The organism is Sphingobacteriales bacterium (assembly GCA_016706405.1).
Classification (GTDB): Bacteria; Bacteroidota; Bacteroidia; order Chitinophagales; family UBA2359; genus BJ6.
Genome location: JADJJT010000002.1, coordinates 16,329 through 32,022, shown reverse-complemented (window position 1 = coordinate 32,022; position 15,694 = coordinate 16,329). Strand labels below are relative to the sequence as shown.

Annotated in this window: 13 protein-coding genes and 1 other RNA gene; 3 read left to right on the top strand and 11 right to left on the bottom strand. The window is 41.4% G+C overall.

The genetic code is table 11. The annotated features are described in order from the left end of the window. Window positions 1–4: 4 nt before the first annotated feature. The 6 genes from IPI59_06580 to dnaB form a co-directional block, all read right to left on the bottom strand. On the bottom strand, window positions 5–1,036 hold the full coding sequence (locus tag IPI59_06580; GenBank protein ID MBK7527207.1) for a DUF1028 domain-containing protein: 1,032 nt from the start codon (window positions 1,034–1,036) through the stop codon (window positions 5–7). A gap of 307 nt (window positions 1,037–1,343) precedes the next feature. Continuing rightward, window positions 1,344–1,499, bottom strand: a complete 156-nt coding sequence (gene rpmH, locus IPI59_06575) for a 50S ribosomal protein L34 (GenBank protein ID MBK7527206.1) — start codon at window positions 1,497–1,499, stop codon at window positions 1,344–1,346. 229 nt (window positions 1,500–1,728) lie between these two features. Next, a complete protein-coding gene (gene dnaJ, locus IPI59_06570; protein ID MBK7527205.1) occupies window positions 1,729–2,886 on the bottom strand; it encodes a molecular chaperone DnaJ in 1,158 nt (385 codons plus the stop codon). A gap of 98 nt (window positions 2,887–2,984) precedes the next feature. Beyond that, a complete protein-coding gene (locus tag IPI59_06565) occupies window positions 2,985–3,575 on the bottom strand; it encodes a nucleotide exchange factor GrpE (protein ID MBK7527204.1) in 591 nt (196 codons plus the stop codon). Window positions 3,576–3,761: 186 nt separating this feature from the next. After that, window positions 3,762–4,358, bottom strand: a complete 597-nt coding sequence (locus IPI59_06560) for a TlpA family protein disulfide reductase (GenBank protein MBK7527203.1) — start codon at window positions 4,356–4,358, stop codon at window positions 3,762–3,764. Between the two features lie 74 nt (window positions 4,359–4,432). Further along, window positions 4,433–6,007: a replicative DNA helicase gene (gene dnaB, locus IPI59_06555; protein MBK7527202.1), complete on the bottom strand. Its 1,575-nt coding sequence runs from the start codon at window positions 6,005–6,007 to the stop codon at window positions 4,433–4,435. 486 nt (window positions 6,008–6,493) lie between these two features. On the opposite strand from dnaB, the gene IPI59_06550 reads away from it, so the two are divergent. Then, window positions 6,494–7,111, top strand: a complete 618-nt coding sequence (locus IPI59_06550) for an IS982 family transposase (protein MBK7527201.1) — start codon at window positions 6,494–6,496, stop codon at window positions 7,109–7,111. Between the two features lie 649 nt (window positions 7,112–7,760). Further along, complete coding sequence (locus IPI59_06545; GenBank protein MBK7527200.1) at window positions 7,761–9,182, top strand: hypothetical protein; 1,422 nt, start codon at window positions 7,761–7,763, stop codon at window positions 9,180–9,182. 35 nt (window positions 9,183–9,217) lie between these two features. On the opposite strand, the gene murI is transcribed toward IPI59_06545, so the two are convergent. The 5 genes from murI to IPI59_06520 form a co-directional block, all read right to left on the bottom strand. Next, on the bottom strand, window positions 9,218–10,072 hold the full coding sequence (gene murI, locus IPI59_06540; protein MBK7527199.1) for a glutamate racemase: 855 nt from the start codon (window positions 10,070–10,072) through the stop codon (window positions 9,218–9,220). A gap of 42 nt (window positions 10,073–10,114) precedes the next feature. Next, an RNA gene (gene ffs / locus IPI59_06535) (signal recognition particle sRNA small type) lies at window positions 10,115–10,217 on the bottom strand. Between the two features lie 117 nt (window positions 10,218–10,334). Further along, window positions 10,335–10,802 (bottom strand): LEA type 2 family protein, encoded by a 468-nt coding sequence (locus tag IPI59_06530; protein ID MBK7527198.1) that lies wholly within the window; start codon window positions 10,800–10,802, stop codon window positions 10,335–10,337. 165 nt (window positions 10,803–10,967) lie between these two features. After that, window positions 10,968–13,553, bottom strand: a complete 2,586-nt coding sequence (locus IPI59_06525; GenBank protein ID MBK7527197.1) for a bifunctional UDP-N-acetylmuramoyl-tripeptide:D-alanyl-D-alanine ligase/alanine racemase — start codon at window positions 13,551–13,553, stop codon at window positions 10,968–10,970. Window positions 13,554–13,562: 9 nt separating this feature from the next. Continuing rightward, window positions 13,563–14,447 (bottom strand): aminotransferase class IV, encoded by an 885-nt coding sequence (locus IPI59_06520; protein MBK7527196.1) that lies wholly within the window; start codon window positions 14,445–14,447, stop codon window positions 13,563–13,565. Window positions 14,448–14,629: 182 nt separating this feature from the next. On the opposite strand from IPI59_06520, the gene mltG reads away from it, so the two are divergent. After that, the gene (mltG, locus tag IPI59_06515) at window positions 14,630–15,670 is read left to right on the top strand and encodes an endolytic transglycosylase MltG (protein MBK7527195.1); all 1,041 of its coding nucleotides are present in this window, start codon (window positions 14,630–14,632) and stop codon (window positions 15,668–15,670) included. Window positions 15,671–15,694: the final 24 nt, after the last annotated feature.

Sequence of the window (15,694 nt, the reverse complement as noted above, 5' to 3'; positions counted from 1 at the left end):
ATACTTATTGTTTTACTAATTGCATCTGTTTAATGGGTTGGTTTTCGGCAAAAAGTTGGACAAAATACACCCCGTTTGGCCAGTTTTGGATGTTTATTTTTTGAACGCTTTGGTTGCAGTTATTTTTCCAAAAAACTTGTCCAATATTATTTGAAATTTCAATATGATGATTTGTGTTTGGTTGTAAATTATTGGCGGCAATCGATATAAAATGTTGTTGTTGCTCGGTTGCGGGGTTGGGGTACACCCATAAAACAGGCTGTTTACTGTTTTTATCCGGATGGTTGGGCGTTTGCAAGGTTGTTTTCCATTGGTCGTACAACTCTTGCAATATATCTATGGGCTCGTTTAAATCGGGGGTATTGGGTACAATAATTTCGAGCCAGTATTTTTTATACTCGTCTGTAGGTTTTGCCACTCTAATAAACGACGACAAAGACGAGATACCATCTTCTAAGCAGCGGGTATCGGCTCCGGGTACATTGGCACCCTGCAAAGCGGCCATAAGTCGGTCGGATAAGGTGCCTGACGTATTTAAAAATCGGGCTTCTATAGAGTCGAGGATAGCCTGCCCCAATAAAATATTACCTTGTATGGCATAGGTTGGGCCAACAATATGGTTTTTATAGTCGAAGCAGCTTATACCTGTAAACCCTGCCGAACGTGCCTTGCCCAACGAATCAAAATCAACTATGCCATATTGCCTAATAGCTGGATTGTTTTGGGAGTCGTTTGCTTGCAGCCATGCTATAATTTCGTCGGGCGATTTGCCTTCTTCCATGCGTTTTCGGGCATTAATTTGGTTGGTAGCCACCCAGTACGATTGGGTATGAATGCCGCCCCGGTTAGGTAAAATATCGTTTATAATTACAACGCCGCCACTAATTGCGCTATCGTCAATACAACTTGCGCCAGCGCCGCCAACCTCGCCCGTTAAGGTGTCAACGGCAATAATTGAAAACGTGTCTTGGGCTTGGGCCGGCAATATTAAAATAAAACTTAAAAAGGTTAAAAAATTGAGTAAAAATTTAAGCATAATTACATAGGTATTTGTCAAGTTTCATAAGGTTGTTGTTTAAGGCTTAAATCCGGATAATATATTGATGCTACTATTTTTCCGGATAAATTTACCATTTAATCCTTCGAACTGTCAACGAAAAAAAAATATTATAACAGACAAAATTACAATTTTATTTTAATTGCAGTTATGGCATTGCCTAATGCTCAAAATGCCGCTGCCTACTTTGTTGCACAAAAGTAAGCAGCGGCACGCTATAATGGCACTAAAAAGCCAAATTTATTTAACTAACCAAGCTAAATAAACGGGCTAAACAAGTGGTTGGTTATTTTAGTTTGCGCTCGTCAGAAACAGATAATTTTTTGCGGCCTTGGCGACGGCGGGCCGATAAAATAGCACGGCCAGCTTTGGTGCTCATGCGCTCACGAAAGCCGTGTTTATTTTTGCGCTTGCGGTTCGAGGGTTGAAAAGTGCGTTTCATACGTTAAAACAATACTATACTATATTATATTCAACACTTGCCAATTAATACTTTGTTGCAAGGCAATAAATGGCGTGTGTGTAAATACTAATTAAAAAAATAAAAAAACTAATTGATAGTTGTTTATGGAGGCCAAAGAAGAGTTTTGTTGAGAAACCCTGCATTTGTCCGGAAATGGAGGGCAAAGGTACAATTTTTATTTGGATATTGTACCCCTGCCGCGTTTAATTTAGTCAAAAAAATCGCGCACACGGTCAAAAAAACCTTTGTCGCTTTTTGAAGGGTTGGGCTGGAAATTAGGCATATCCTTAATTTTTTCGAGGATGGTGCGGTCGTTTTGGTCTAAATGCTTGGGGGTCCAAATATTTACTTCAATGAGTTGGTCGCCACTGCCGTAGCTATTTAACGAGGGTAGCCCTTTGCCTTTAAGTCTAAAAATTTTACCCGACTGTGTGCCGGGTGGTATTTTAATTTTAACCTTGCCCGTCAAAGTGGGCACGTCAATATTGGTGCCCAAGGCAGCATCGGCAAAATTTACAAACAAAGTATAAACAAGGTCTTGCCCTTCGCGGCGCAGATGTTCGTGTTTTTCCTCTTCAATTGTTATTATAAGGTCGCCGGGTGGGCCATTGCGTTCGCCCATATTTCCTTTGCCGCTCATCGAAAGTTGAATACCTTCGTGTACTCCGGCCGGAATGTCTATACTAATATTATCTTCGCCGTAAACGCGCCCTTCGCCTTTGCAGGCGGTACATTTGGCCGTAATTGACTGCCCCGAGCCATCGCAGGTTGGGCAGGTGGTAGTTGTTTGCATCATACCCAAAATGGTTTGTTGGGTACGCCTTATTGCACCTGCCCCTCCGCAGGTAGTACACCGCCCCACCGAGGCGGCATCTTTTGCCCCCGAGCCGTTACAGATATTGCAACGAATGTATTTGTTTACTTTTATTTTCTTTTGGGTGCCCGTGGCAATTTCGGCCAAGTCTAACTTTACCTTAATGCGCAAATTCGAGCCGCGTGGCCCTCCCGAGCGTTGGCCGCCCCCTCCTTGTTGCCGGTTAAATATATTTTCAAAGCCACCACCGCCAAAAATATCGCCAAAATGCCTAAATATATCCTCAACATTCATGCCGTCAAAACCACCTTGCCCGCCCATGCCGCGCATACCTTCGTGGCCATAGCTGTCGTACCTTGCGCGTTTGTCGGCGTCGCTTAATATTTCATAAGCTTCGGCAGCTTCTTTAAATTTATCTTCGGCAGTTTTGTCGCCCGGATTGCGGTCGGGGTGGTATTGCATAGCCACTTTCCGGTAGGCCTTTTTTATTTCTTCGGCAGTTGATTTTTTTGTTACGCCTAATATTTCGTAATAATCTCGTTTATTTGCCATTTATTTGGGTTGTAAAATTTTTTGTTGTTGTTTGTTGATGGTAGTAAAAGAAGTTAGCGCTTATGATTGTCTATTTATTTGACTGTTAGGATAAATTATTAGCTTTGGTATTGGCCAACTACTACCTTAGCATACCGAATAATAGTTTCGCCACAAAAATAGCCGCGTTGTAACTCTTCAATTACGGTATTGGCTTGCTCGGGTAACGATGCCGGCACAAGGGCTACCGCATCGTGCAAATCGGCATTAAAGGGCTGGCCTTGTTGGTTGTCCATGGGGGTTATGCCCCATTGTTGCATTGTTTTTAAAAATTTATGATATATAAGCTCAAAGCCCTCCGATAATGATTTGTCGGCTGTGTTTTTAAATGCAAGTTCAAAATCGTCTAATATGAATAAAATATCGCGTGCTAAATCAATGCGTGTTTGTTGCCGGGCTTTGTCCATCTCGGCAGGCATTTTTTTCCGGATATTTTCGTACTCGGCATATTTATAAATGTATTTGTTGTACCAATCTTGCTTTTCTTGTTCTAAGGCAGCTAATTTTTGCGTTAATTCGCTATCATTGTCGGGGGTTAATCCTGTTTGCGGGGTGGTATCGGTATTAGTATTTATGTTAGCACCGTTTTTGCTATCGTTATTGTTGTTTTTGTTGTCGTCAACTATTTCGGGCATGGGATTAGTGTGCATAATTATTTAAATAAGTAAAAAACAATATTCAGTAAAATATAAGGCGTGATTGAAATATTAATAAATTTAATATTTTCTTTTATAAGTAATCTTGGATTAACAACGCAAATAGCTTGCCACAGAAAACTTTATGCCAATTTGACAGAATTTGGCATAAGTGCGTGTAACTGTGTCGGGTGGTGGGTTTTAATTGCGCCGTTTTAGCTCGTAGTCAAGCCATTTGCGGGTAATATTTTTGCCAATTACAATGCCGTTTTGGTCAAGCACATAAATTGTGGGCACTTGGTTTACAATATATTGCTGTGCTACTGCCGAGCTTAGTGCTTTAGGGTCGTTTACCTGATAGGGCCAAGTAATTTGATATTTGTGTAGGGCATTTTTCCATTCATCGGGTTTTGAGTCGAGCGAAACGCTGTAAATAGTTAATCCGGATTTTGCCTCCCCAATGGGTTTGTCTTTCCATTCGGCATAAATTTCTTTTAATTGCTCGTGTGTTTCAAGGCAAGGTTTGCACCACGAAGCCCAAAAATCGACAATTACAATTTTATTTTGCCGGATACTGTCTAACGATAAACTATTTCCCAAAGTATCGGGCAAAGTGATATTGGGGGCTTTCATGCCGTTTATTAAGGCTCCGTCTAAATTTTGACAGCCCACAAAAGTAAAAAAAATTAAGGCTGATAACACCACTGCTCCAAAGCATCCGGATTTAAGAATGGCAGTTGCAAATTGTTTTCTTAAAAATAATTTTAGCTCGCACCACCCTTGGTCAAATAAGCGCATTCTTTATATATAATAATTGCCTGGTAAAATAAATAGAATAGATAAACAAAAAACAATAGTATCCGGATATAAATTTAGAACGGCACTTCGTCATCGGGAGGCAAAGGAGGCAGGTTATTGCCGCCGTTGGTGCTCAAAATATTGCCGTTGCCCTTCGATTGCATAGTAACCACTCCATCTCCGCTCAAAAGTGGGTCAACGCCAACAAACAGTTCGTTTTCATCTAAATCAACAAAGCGGGCAAATTTAGCAATAAATTGAATATTTACTTTGCCTGTTGAGCCGTTACGATGTTTAGATATAATAACCTCTGTTAAGCCGGTTTGTTCAGCACCGCCACCATCTTTGTTCATTTCGTAATAATCGGGGCGGTATAAAAAGGTAACCATATCGGCATCTTGCTCAATAGACCCCGACTCGCGCAGGTCGCTAAGTTGGGGGCGTTTTTCGCCACTTCGGCTTTCAACGGCGCGGTTTAGCTGCGACAAGGCAATAATTGGCACTTCTAACTCTTTGGCAATACTTTTTAACGAGCGCGAAATAAAGCTTATTTCTTGTTCGCGGTTAGTATTTCTACCCTCTTGGCCTCCGCTCATTAATTGTAAATAGTCAATAATAATTAGTTCAACTTTGTGTTGCATTACCATCCGGCGACATTTTGCCCGCAATTCAAAAATATTAATCGAGGGGGTATCGTCAATAAAAATGGGGGCTTGGGTTAGAGGGTCAATTTTTTGGTAAAGTTGTATCCATTCAAACTCTTGCATGTCGCCTCGGCGCAGTTTTTCGAGGTTAATACCGGTTTCGCCAGATATTAAGCGGTTTACTAATTGTACGGCGGGCATTTCGAGCGAAAAAATAGCTACGGGTCGTTTAAAATCAACGGCGACGTTGCGTGCCATTGACAAAACAAAACTCGTTTTACCCATGCCGGGGCGAGCGGCTAATATTATGAGGTCCGATTTTTGCCATCCGGCGGTTATGCGGTCTAACTGGGTAAACCCTGAGGGTACGCCGCTTAACCCATCTTCTTTGTGGCGCAGTTCTTCCATGCGTTGCAGGGCTTCGTGCACCAGATTGTTAATGGGTCTTACTTTTCGGTTAATATTGCGCTCGGTAATCACAAAAAGTTCGCGTTCGGCTTTGTTCAATAAATCAAATACATCGGTTGTATTTTCAAAGGCTTCGCGGCTAATTAAGTTAGACACCTGAATTAATTGGCGCAATATATGTTTTTCAATAATTATGTGTGCATGATGCTCTAAGTGTGCCGATGCCCCAACGCGCCTTGTTAGCATAGACACCCCCATTGAGCCGCCGGCCTGGTCTATGGTCGCATTTTTTCGCAGTTGCTCGGTAACGGTTAGCAGGTCAATAGGTTGCGACTTGTTAAACAAATCGAGCATGGCTTGGTAAACCGCCTGGTGCCCCTCGACGTAAAAACATTCGGGTTTTAAAATATCAATAATTGTGGCAACGGCTTCTTTGTCTAATAACATGGCGCCAAGCACAGCTTCTTCTAAGTCGCGGGCTTGAGGCGGCACCAAATCGAGGCCTAATGTGTTAGTTAAGTTTGGCTGTTGGCGGTTATTATTTCCAGTGGCTTGGGTGCGCACTTTTCCTATAAGAGTTTGTAAGTCGTCGCTCATTTTTATTATTTAGGAGTTGGTTGCTTGTATTAACAATTTATTTGGGGCAATGGCAGCAATGGTAAAAACCAAATGAGCGTGTAAAATTAGGATTTTGTAAAATGAGGTGTATGCTAACAGCCGATAAAAATATATACACAGGCTTAGCCCTATTATTTAGGGAGGTAAAAAATATTTATTCACCTATGAGGTAGGTTTATGCACAGCAAAATGTCATTTTTTGCCACTTATGCACAGCGATATACACAAAATTAAGGCAAAACTTTTAAAAAATGATACTATCCGGAACGTGAATTCGGAGCTAAGCTATAAAAAATAGGGGGATTAGTATAGTTGATAGGAATAAAAACAGGAGCATAGTTATCTTTGTAGTGTCCAAAACTGCAAACAAATACTACCCCCTGTTTTTATGAAGTCCAAAGATACAAAATTTGATGTGTCCATGTTATTTGAATTATTTTTTTTGTAGATAATGCCTGTTTGCTGATGCAACAATGGGTTGCTCAGCATTGGCTTAGCGAAGGTAAAACAATGCCACGGCCTCGTAGTGTGCCCAAAATTTCGGAAAGTGAGATACTTACGATTCTGATTTTCTACCACTATTCGGGCTATAAATGTTTTGAATATTACTATAAAGCATTGGTTTTGAATGACTTAAAGACCTATTTTCCTACTGCCCCATCCTACAACTATTTTATAGAGTTAATAGAACGGGTTGCTCTTCCTATGGCGATTTTAGCCAAATTAACCTGCCAGCAAGCAGAAAAAACAGGAATTTATTACATAGATGCCAAAGCGCTACCTGTTTGTGACATGCTGCGAGCCAAGCAACATAAAGTTTTTGCTCAAACCGCCTCGAAAGGAAAATCTTCTATGGGGTGGTTTTTCGGCTTTAAGCTCCACCTGATAGTCAATCACAAAGGACAAATCGTGGACTTTGCTTTGACTACAGGACAGGTGGCAGACAATAGTAAAGACCTCTTAAACAAGCTATTAGAGAAAATATCAGGCACATTGTTTGGCGATAAAGGCTATTTGACTACCTTATGGAACAACTTTTTTGAAAAAGGACTAAAAATAATTACCAAGGTCAAAAGAATATGAAAAACAGACTAATGTCTTTAGAAGAAAGGCTCTTATTGAAAAAAAAGACCTATGATTGAAGCCATTAATGATATTTTGACCTCGGTTTTTGACTTAGAACATACCAGACACAGAAAACCACAGAATGCTTTTTTGTCCATATAGTCGCTAGCTTGGTAGCCTATCAGTTTTACCCCAATAAACCTCAAGTAGATCTTGCTAAAATTTACTAAGTAAATCTCCGAACTCACGTTATCCGGAACATTTTTAAGAATAAAATTTTGGAGGCAAGTCTTGTTGATTATTTTATGTTCTAAGCAATAGCAAGTATCCGGATGGGAATAAAAAATACCGGCCTGCCTTTTGTAAAAAGGGTTGGTTTTCTGCCACAACAAATCATCTATTTTATTATCCTCATTCAAAAATTACCCAAACTTGCAACGATGGTTGTATTTTTGCCCTCTGTATTAAACAAACTGCTCAATTTTATTATTTTTACTGCAAATTTGCTTTTCAATTAAATAGCTTGTTTATTTGCGGCAACATTTATTGTTATAGTTGTTGTTAGTTTGTTATTGTTTATTTTGTGTTTTTTTTCATGCAACTAAAATTTGCTTTCAAGCATAGGTTTGCCCTGTTTTTTGGTTTACTGTTAAGTTTTATAATTTTTTTGTGCCATAGTTGCACCTTAAACGATGTTTTTACAGACGACCCCGACATAAAACTTACCTTCTCGGACGACACTTTGCAATTTGATACGGTGTTTACCACTATGGGGTCAACGACTAATTATTTTTTAGCCTTTAACAAATCGGCCTCAAAAGTAAAAATTTCAAATATTCGCTTAGGAAACGGCAGTCAATCGGCTTACCGCATTAACGTAGATGGCATAAATGGCTACGAATTTAAAGACGTAGAGCTTTGGGCAAACGACAGCTTGTATATTTTTGTTGAAGTTACCATAGACCCCACCGATTTAAATACGCCTTTTGTGGTGCAAGACTCGGTTATTTTTGAAACCAACGGCAATTTGCAATACGTTCCGTTAGTGGCATGGGGGCAAAATGCCCATTTTTTTGGCCCCAACACCCCCAATGGCTACTTAGTTGGCACCACCGCCGACACCACCTGGACAAACGACAAACCCTACGTAATTTACGATGGCATTATTATTGACTCGCTGCGCACGCTTACCATTGAGCAAGGAACCCGTATTTACCTGCACAATAACGCATTTATTTTTGTAAAAGGTAGTTTGCGTGTTTCGGGCGGCCAAGATACGAGCACCTGGGTACAGTTTAAGGGCACAAGGCTTGAGCAATGGTATAAAAAAGTGCCAGGGCAATGGGGCGGTATTTGGCTTTTGCGCGGCAGTACCAATAACCAAATAACAGGTGCATTAATTGAAAACAGCGTTGTAGGCATTCGCATTGATTCGCTGCCTATATCCGGAACTGCGCCCAATTTGCAAGTTCAAAATAGTATTATTCGCAATATTAGCGACTCGGGCATTATTGGCATCACGGCGGTAATATCGGCTACCAATACCTTTATTTACAACTGCGGCAAACATGTTTTGCAACTCGAATACGGCGGATTTAGCGCGTTTAATCATTGCCATTTGCTTAATTACGGCGGCAACAGTTTTGACGGCAAACCCATTATTAGAGTGGGCAATTATTTTGATACCGGCACCCAGCTTTATTTGAGCAATATTACCGAAGCCCAATTTTACAACTGTATTATTGATGGCGGCGAAGACGAAAACCTTGAATTAACCGATATTACCAAAACCCAAAACTACACAGGGCCGGCAGTAGATACGTTTAACGTGCAGTTTTATAACTCCGTTATCCGGACAAAAGAAACCACTACCAACCCAATTTTTCATAATTGTTTGTTCAATTTGTATCGCGGTAATTTGTTTGCCGATATTTCGCAAGACGACTATCGCCCTAAGGAAAACGCCCCCACTATTAATGCCGGATTGCCCAATGTTGAAACTACAAACCCCTTGGCACAGCCCGCCCCCGCCGATTTGTTGGGCAAAACCCGCGATGCCCAACCCGATATTGGCTGCTTTGAATTTTAAAATATTGCCGTTACCGCTGGGTCAAATAGCTTTGTTTAAATAATATCGGTGGCTTGGTGTAAAATCATTTCTTGCAAATGAATATTTTGCCCGAAAAAAATTTGCGCCGTTTGTTCAAAAGCAGCGGTATAGTCTGATACATAAAATTGGTGCACCGGTTTTTTTCCGGAAGTGTTAAGCAGGTTGTAAGTTTGCAAAATATGGGCTACTTGCTTGGCTACGGTATGGGTGGAGTCGAAAATTTGCACCTGCCTTTTTTTCCGGATAAAAAACGCCTCGATATTTGTTTTAATAATCGGGTAATGGGTGCAAGCCAAAACTAAACCTTGTACGCCGTCAAAATTGGGGTCGTTCAAATAATATTCGATAATGGCATCAATAGCGGCTGGACTTTGGTACATACCCTCTTCAATAATAGCTGCTAATGATTTTGCCGCCTTTTGCACTAACTGTAAATTGGGTTGTAATTGCTGTAATTGTTTGGGGTAAGCGCCTGTTTTTATGGTTTGAGGGGTGGCAATAATGCCTACTTTTTGTAAATTAGCTGCCACTACCGCCTCAGAAACCGGCACAATTACATCTACTACCGGAATGCGCTGATGTAAGTATTTTTGCAAACTATTGCACGCTACCGCCGATGCTGTATTACAAGCAATAACCATTGCTTTGCAACCCTGCGCCAGCAAAAAATCGGCCACGCGGTGGGCATAATGGCGAATGGCTACGTCGCTTTTGTCGCCGTAGGGCATGTGGGCGGTATCGCCGTAATAAATAAGTTGCTCGTTTTTAAGCTGCTGCACTATGCCGTTGGCTACTGTTAAACCGCCAACCCCCGAGTCGTAAACGCCAATGGGGGCGTTAGGCTTTGCATGGCTAAATTGGGGCAGCATGATTGGTTAAAGTTTGTACTTAAAGCAAACCTAAAACAAATAAAAAAAGGCGAGTTACTCGCACACGCCGCATCAACCGCCTACCCTTGCTGCCTTCCGACCCTGGGGGAGTTCAGCGGGAGCTTGCGCTGCAAGGCTCGCCGGCTGCAAAGGTACAAAGTATTTTTGACCCGGCAAATTTTTATTTTTTTGTGCGCTGCAATTGAAAGCAATAGATTTAGGTAAAAATATAGAATTTGTTGAACAAACCATTATTTATATCTTATAACGAAATTTTTTGTTCGGTATTAACCGGTACCGGAATTTCGACACCTACTACTTTTAAGGTTGCCGTTCCACTATATTGCACCACTATCTCGTTTTTGGTTAACAAACCTAAGGCTTGGTTAAACAAGTTGCCGCCTTCTTTAAAGGTCAAATTGGCGGTAATTGGAATTGGGAACTCGCCGCTGGCTGGCATATTAACTAAGGTATCTTGGTTTATGCGCCCAATATCTTTCCCTTCCGATTTTAAAACGAGGTTTAGCTTCACCAAATCCACGCTAAAAGCATTTGGGTTATTAAATATGGCATTGCCTTTAATATGTACACTATTGCCTTTAATGCCGGCAAATCGCACATCGCGCATGGTTACAAATGTTGGCGGCGTTACGGCGGTGTTACAACTATTAATCAGCACCATAGCCGCCGAAAAAATAGCTAAGAAGTAAATAGAACGGTAAAATTTCATAAAAAAAATTATGCTTGTAAAAAAGATGTTCGAGATTTTGGTTTCTTCAATTTAGATAGAGAAGTCCTTCAAAGGTTACTGTTTTATCCGGATATTTTAATTTTCATCACATCTAAATTTTTTACTTAGGGCTAAAATACAGTTGGTATTTCTGTTTTATCAGGCTTATTCCCAAAAATAAATTCTTTTTACCCGTCCGGCAACATTGGTAAATACTTCGTAGGCAATAGTTTGCAGCCATTTTGCCACTTCTTGAACGGGCAGGTTCGAGCCAAAAATTTCTACTTCCTCATTTTCGGTAACGTGCGGCAAATGGGTAAGGTCAATCATGGTCATATCCATACAAACGTTGCCAATAATGGGTGCCAAGGCCCCGCCTACCCAAACAGCCCCATTGCCATTGCCCAAGCGGCGCGGAAACCCATCGGCATAGCCAAGCCCAATGGTGCCAATGCGACTATGTTTTAACACCTGACCACGCCTGCCATAGCCAACCGTTTGGCCGGGCGCCAGCGTTTTTATTTGCGATATATGTGTTTTTAAACTGCTAACCACCATTAGCTCGTGTTGCAACACCCCTGCAGGTTCAATGCCGTATAAGCCAATACCCAAGCGCACCATATCGAACTGGGCTTGTTGGGCAAACCGCGCTATTCCACTGGTATTTAAAGCATGGCAAAGCAGTTTATAGCCCAAAACAGCCCTTACTTGTTGGCAAAAATGGCAAAAAATAGCTATTTGTTCTTGGGTAAAGGCATCGTGTTGAGGCTCGTCCGAGGCGGCAAGGTGGGTCATAAGTCCGGCAACGGTTACTATTTGTTTGTGTTGCGCCAGCCAAGCCAATAATGTTGGGGTATCGGCAGGGTCAAAGCCTAAGCGGTGCATACCGGTATCTAATTTGAGGTGTATTTTAGGCGGCAGTGCTTTATTATTGATGCTTTGAGCAGCTTGCAGCCATTGGTTTAAGGCGTCAAAACTGTAAATTTCGGGCTCCAAACCGTATTGAATTAGCATATTGTACGTTGCCGGATGGGCGTTCATTACCAAGATGGGCAGTTGCACCCCTGCCTGCCGCAATGCAATCCCTTCGTCCGGATAAGCCACCCCTAAATAATCGGCGCGGGCAAATTGTAATAATTGGGCAACCTCGTGGCTTCCGCTTCCATAGCCCAGCGCTTTTATCATAACCATAATTTTAGTACTGCTTTTTAATTGCCGCCTAAATACATGTAAATTATGAGCTAACGCATTGAGGTTAATTTCTAAGCGCGTATTATGTGTTTTAAGCGCTAAGGCCTGCACAATACGTTCGAAAGCAAAACTACGAGCACCTTTTATTAGAATTATTTCTTTGTTAAAATCGGGGCGATGGTTTAAAAATTCGTTTACATCCGGATAAAAAAATGCTACACCTTTACCTTTATTTTTATTTTGTTTTGTTTCTATGGCTGCTTGTATCGTTTTTTTATATCTGGCCAATTTTGGACCAATGGCCATAAATTTTGTAATAGCAAACTGCGTCAATAAATCTGGTAAACTATGCTCATAAAAATCATCTTGTTCGGTTGCCATATCCGACAAAATAACCGTCCGGGGGGCATTTTGTCCTTGTTGTGCCAACAGTTGCAACGCACTTTGCAAAGATTGGGGGTCGCTGCTATACACATCATCAATAAGTGTACATTGGTTAATACCCGCCAACACCGACAAACGCATGGCAACAGGCTGCAAATTTGCCAGTTTTTGCTCTATAATATCAATTTCATAGCCTCCAACCACTAACAAATAAAAAGCCACATGCAGGGCGTTTTCTACAGATGCCGGGTCGGTAAATGGTATTTTAAACCGGGTGCTTTTTTGTCTAAATTGCCCTTGTATTAGGGTTGTGTTTGGAGTATTGTTTGGCTCGGTTACTAATTTTATCAACCAATCAGGATTTCCAAGATAAGGCATCTCTTCATTTGCCCAGGTGAAAAGTTGGGCCTTAAACGCCCCTGCGTTTTGCGGGTTTTGTTTTGTTGCTTCCCAGCTTGTTGTTATAATGGTATAATTGGCGCAATAAAGTACGGTTTGTGCCTGTTTAAACAGTTGCAATTTTTCGGTAGTTTTGTGCGCGTGGTTGGCAAAGCCTTCGTTGTGGGCATCGCCAATATTAGTTAACAAGCCAATAGTTGGCTTTATAATGGCAGCCAATTTTTCCATTTCGTTAGGTTGTGAAATGCCCGCTTCAATAATGGCTAAATTATGATGCTCTTTTATTTGCCATACCGACAAAGGCACACCCACCTGCGAATTGTAACTTTTAGGGCTTCGGGCAATTGAAAAATCGTTCGACAGGCATTGATACAACCACTCTTTGACTACCGTTTTTCCGTTACTGCCCGTTATACCTAAAACCGGCAATTGAAATAATGCCCTGTGTGCGGCTGCAATTTGCTGTAAAGCCTGTAAGGTATTGTTTACACACAAAAAAACTGCATCGGGGTAATTTTGAGTAGCAAGTGGTTGCTCGGCTACTAAAAAAAACCTGATTTGTTTTTGATATGCCTCTTCAATAAATAAATGGCCATTGTGGTTAGGCCCCTGCAAGGCTATAAATAACGATTGTTTGGGATATACAATATGCCGACTGTCGGTACTTAAATAGGCAGGTTGCCATGCCATTGCCTGCTGCGTATTACAAGCACTGCCAATATGGAAAAAAGCATTGGTTAAGTTGACAATTTGCGACAGGGATAGCGATAACAACACGCTGCAAATTTACGCAAAAAGCCATTTGTTTAGTTGTTGCACCCAAAAATGTGCTTTGCTGTATTGTTGATTATGCAAATAATAGGTATCGGCCAACTGAACCGGCCGAATTCCGGCAATAGCGTTGCAAAGCCAAATCTCGTGCGCCTCAGCAACATGTTTTGTACTTAACGACTGGTAATTTAACGACAAGTCATTAGCCGCTAATAAATTAGCTAAAGCAGCCACCATTACACTATGTACTGCTCCGTCTTGGGGCGGGGGAGTGTAAAAATGATTGTTCCGGACAATAATTAATCCCGAATTACTACTTTCAATAAGGTGGTGATATTGGTTTTGTAGCAGGGCATCGGCATACCCATTTTGCTGGGCATAGCGGGCAGCCAAAACATACAATAAGGCATTTGTCGTTTTAAGGCTTCCGAGCAACGATGGAATTGGTTTTAGGTGTTGGTTGTAAATGGTAATATTTCCGGATATATTTTGTGGCTCAGGAAATTGGTTGTAAGGCAAAGGGGTAGCTTCTATTAATACGTGGGCGGTGTCGGCGTTGGGTGCATAAAAGCCGGTGGCATACCTAAAAACGGTAAGCCTAAGCCGGGCATTTTGAGGGCAGTTGTTTTGGGCAGCGGTTTGATGGAGTAGCTGTGGCAGGGCATCCGGAAAAAAATTAGGGTTTAGTGCTTCGGGTAAAACTAATCCCAAGCAGTTTAATCCGGATAAAAACCTTTGTACATGGTAAGGCCAAAGCATTAATTTGCCGCTCAATAGTGCAATGGTTTCAAAAATTCCATCGCCGTATTTAAAAGCTCGGTTGCTGGCATTAAAAATAGCGGTATTTTGCCGGTAAAATTGCCCATTATAATAAATTAAACTCGTTTTTTTTTTAGCCATATTTGCCAAACTGTTTGTACTTTAGTGCCTTGAAAAAACAAAACACAAATTAACTGTATTTTAAATTGTTAAGTGCCTGAAAACCCAGTATCGTGTTGGTTAAACAAGGTTTTTTCCGGATTTTTTTTAAACAGGTTTCTTAAGCCAAATAGTTGTTATTTAATTTTTTATTTCCTTAACTTATGTCGAAGCCGCGTTCAATTGCAGGCAAAATTATTAAAATTTTACTGTTTTTATTGTTTTTTGGTGGCATTGTAGCTGCCGTTGCCGGTTGGTGGCTGCTATATAAGCCCAATGTTAATACCAATACAAGTTCGGTGCTTTTTATTCGCACAAATGCCACTTACCAAGAAGTGTTAGACTCTTTGGCTAAAAACGGAATGATTGCCTCTATAAAAAGTTTTGATTTAGTAGCTCGGCAAATGAATTACCCTAAAAAAATACAACCCGGACGCTATTTGTTGAATGCAAATATGAGCAACCGTTCCGTAGTAAACTTGTTGCGTTCGGGGCAGCAAACGCCGGTAAATATTTCGCTCGATGGGTTGCATACTTTAACCGAATTAGTAGCGGCAGTACACCCACTCATTGAGGCCGACTCGGCACAATTAGCCACCTTGTTAAGCGATACCGCTTTTTTACAGCAAAAAAATTTAAACCCAACCCAGCTAATCGGCGCATTTTTTGCCGATACCTACCAATTTAACTGGAACACCAGCGCCGAACAGTTTTTTGACCGGATGTATAAAATATATGCCAATTTTTGGACGGACGAGAACCTTGAAAAAGCCAAAGCTTTGGGGCTTACCCAATTTGAGGCCAATACACTCGCCTCGATTGTTACCTGGGAAACGGCCAAAACCGACGAAATGCCCAAAGTGGCACGGGTTTACTTAAACCGTCTGGCCAAAAACGAACGCCTGCACGCCGACCCTACCGTTATTTTTGCTGTTGGAGATTTTACCATTAAACGGGTAACTAAAAATCATACCCAAATAAACTCGCCCTACAATACCTATCGCAATTTTGGACTGCCGCCGGGCCCGGTTCGCACGCCCAACAAAGCTGCTATGGAGGCCGTCCTTAACCCCGCCGAAGGCGACTATATGTATTTTTGTGCTAAAGAAGATTTTTCGGGCTACCATAATTTTGCCAACACCTACCAAGAGCATCAAATTAACACCCAAAAATACCACGATGAGTTAAACAGAAGGGGTTTATGACGGCAAGAAGTCTTCTTCCTTCAA

What these genes read in the sequence shown, in the direction of transcription:
- IPI59_06580 (MBK7527207.1), bottom strand. Translation starts at nt 1,036, where the DNA reads ATGCTTAAATTTTTACTCAATTTTTTAACCTTTTTAAGTTTTATTTTA.
- rpmH (MBK7527206.1), bottom strand. Translation starts at nt 1,499, where the DNA reads ATGAAACGCACTTTTCAACCCTCGAACCGCAAGCGCAAAAATAAACAC.
- dnaJ (MBK7527205.1), bottom strand. Translation starts at nt 2,886, where the DNA reads ATGGCAAATAAACGAGATTATTACGAAATATTAGGCGTAACAAAAAAA.
- IPI59_06565 (MBK7527204.1), bottom strand. Translation starts at nt 3,575, where the DNA reads ATGCACACTAATCCCATGCCCGAAATAGTTGACGACAACAAAAACAAC.
- IPI59_06560 (MBK7527203.1), bottom strand. Translation starts at nt 4,358, where the DNA reads ATGCGCTTATTTGACCAAGGGTGGTGCGAGCTAAAATTATTTTTAAGA.
- dnaB (MBK7527202.1), bottom strand. Translation starts at nt 6,007, where the DNA reads ATGAGCGACGACTTACAAACTCTTATAGGAAAAGTGCGCACCCAAGCC.
- IPI59_06550 (MBK7527201.1), top strand. Translation starts at nt 6,494, where the DNA reads ATGCAACAATGGGTTGCTCAGCATTGGCTTAGCGAAGGTAAAACAATG.
- murI (MBK7527199.1), bottom strand. Translation starts at nt 10,072, where the DNA reads ATGCTGCCCCAATTTAGCCATGCAAAGCCTAACGCCCCCATTGGCGTT.
- IPI59_06530 (MBK7527198.1), bottom strand. Translation starts at nt 10,802, where the DNA reads ATGAAATTTTACCGTTCTATTTACTTCTTAGCTATTTTTTCGGCGGCT.
- IPI59_06520 (MBK7527196.1), bottom strand. Translation starts at nt 14,447, where the DNA reads ATGGCTAAAAAAAAAACGAGTTTAATTTATTATAATGGGCAATTTTAC.
- mltG (MBK7527195.1), top strand. Translation starts at nt 14,630, where the DNA reads ATGTCGAAGCCGCGTTCAATTGCAGGCAAAATTATTAAAATTTTACTG.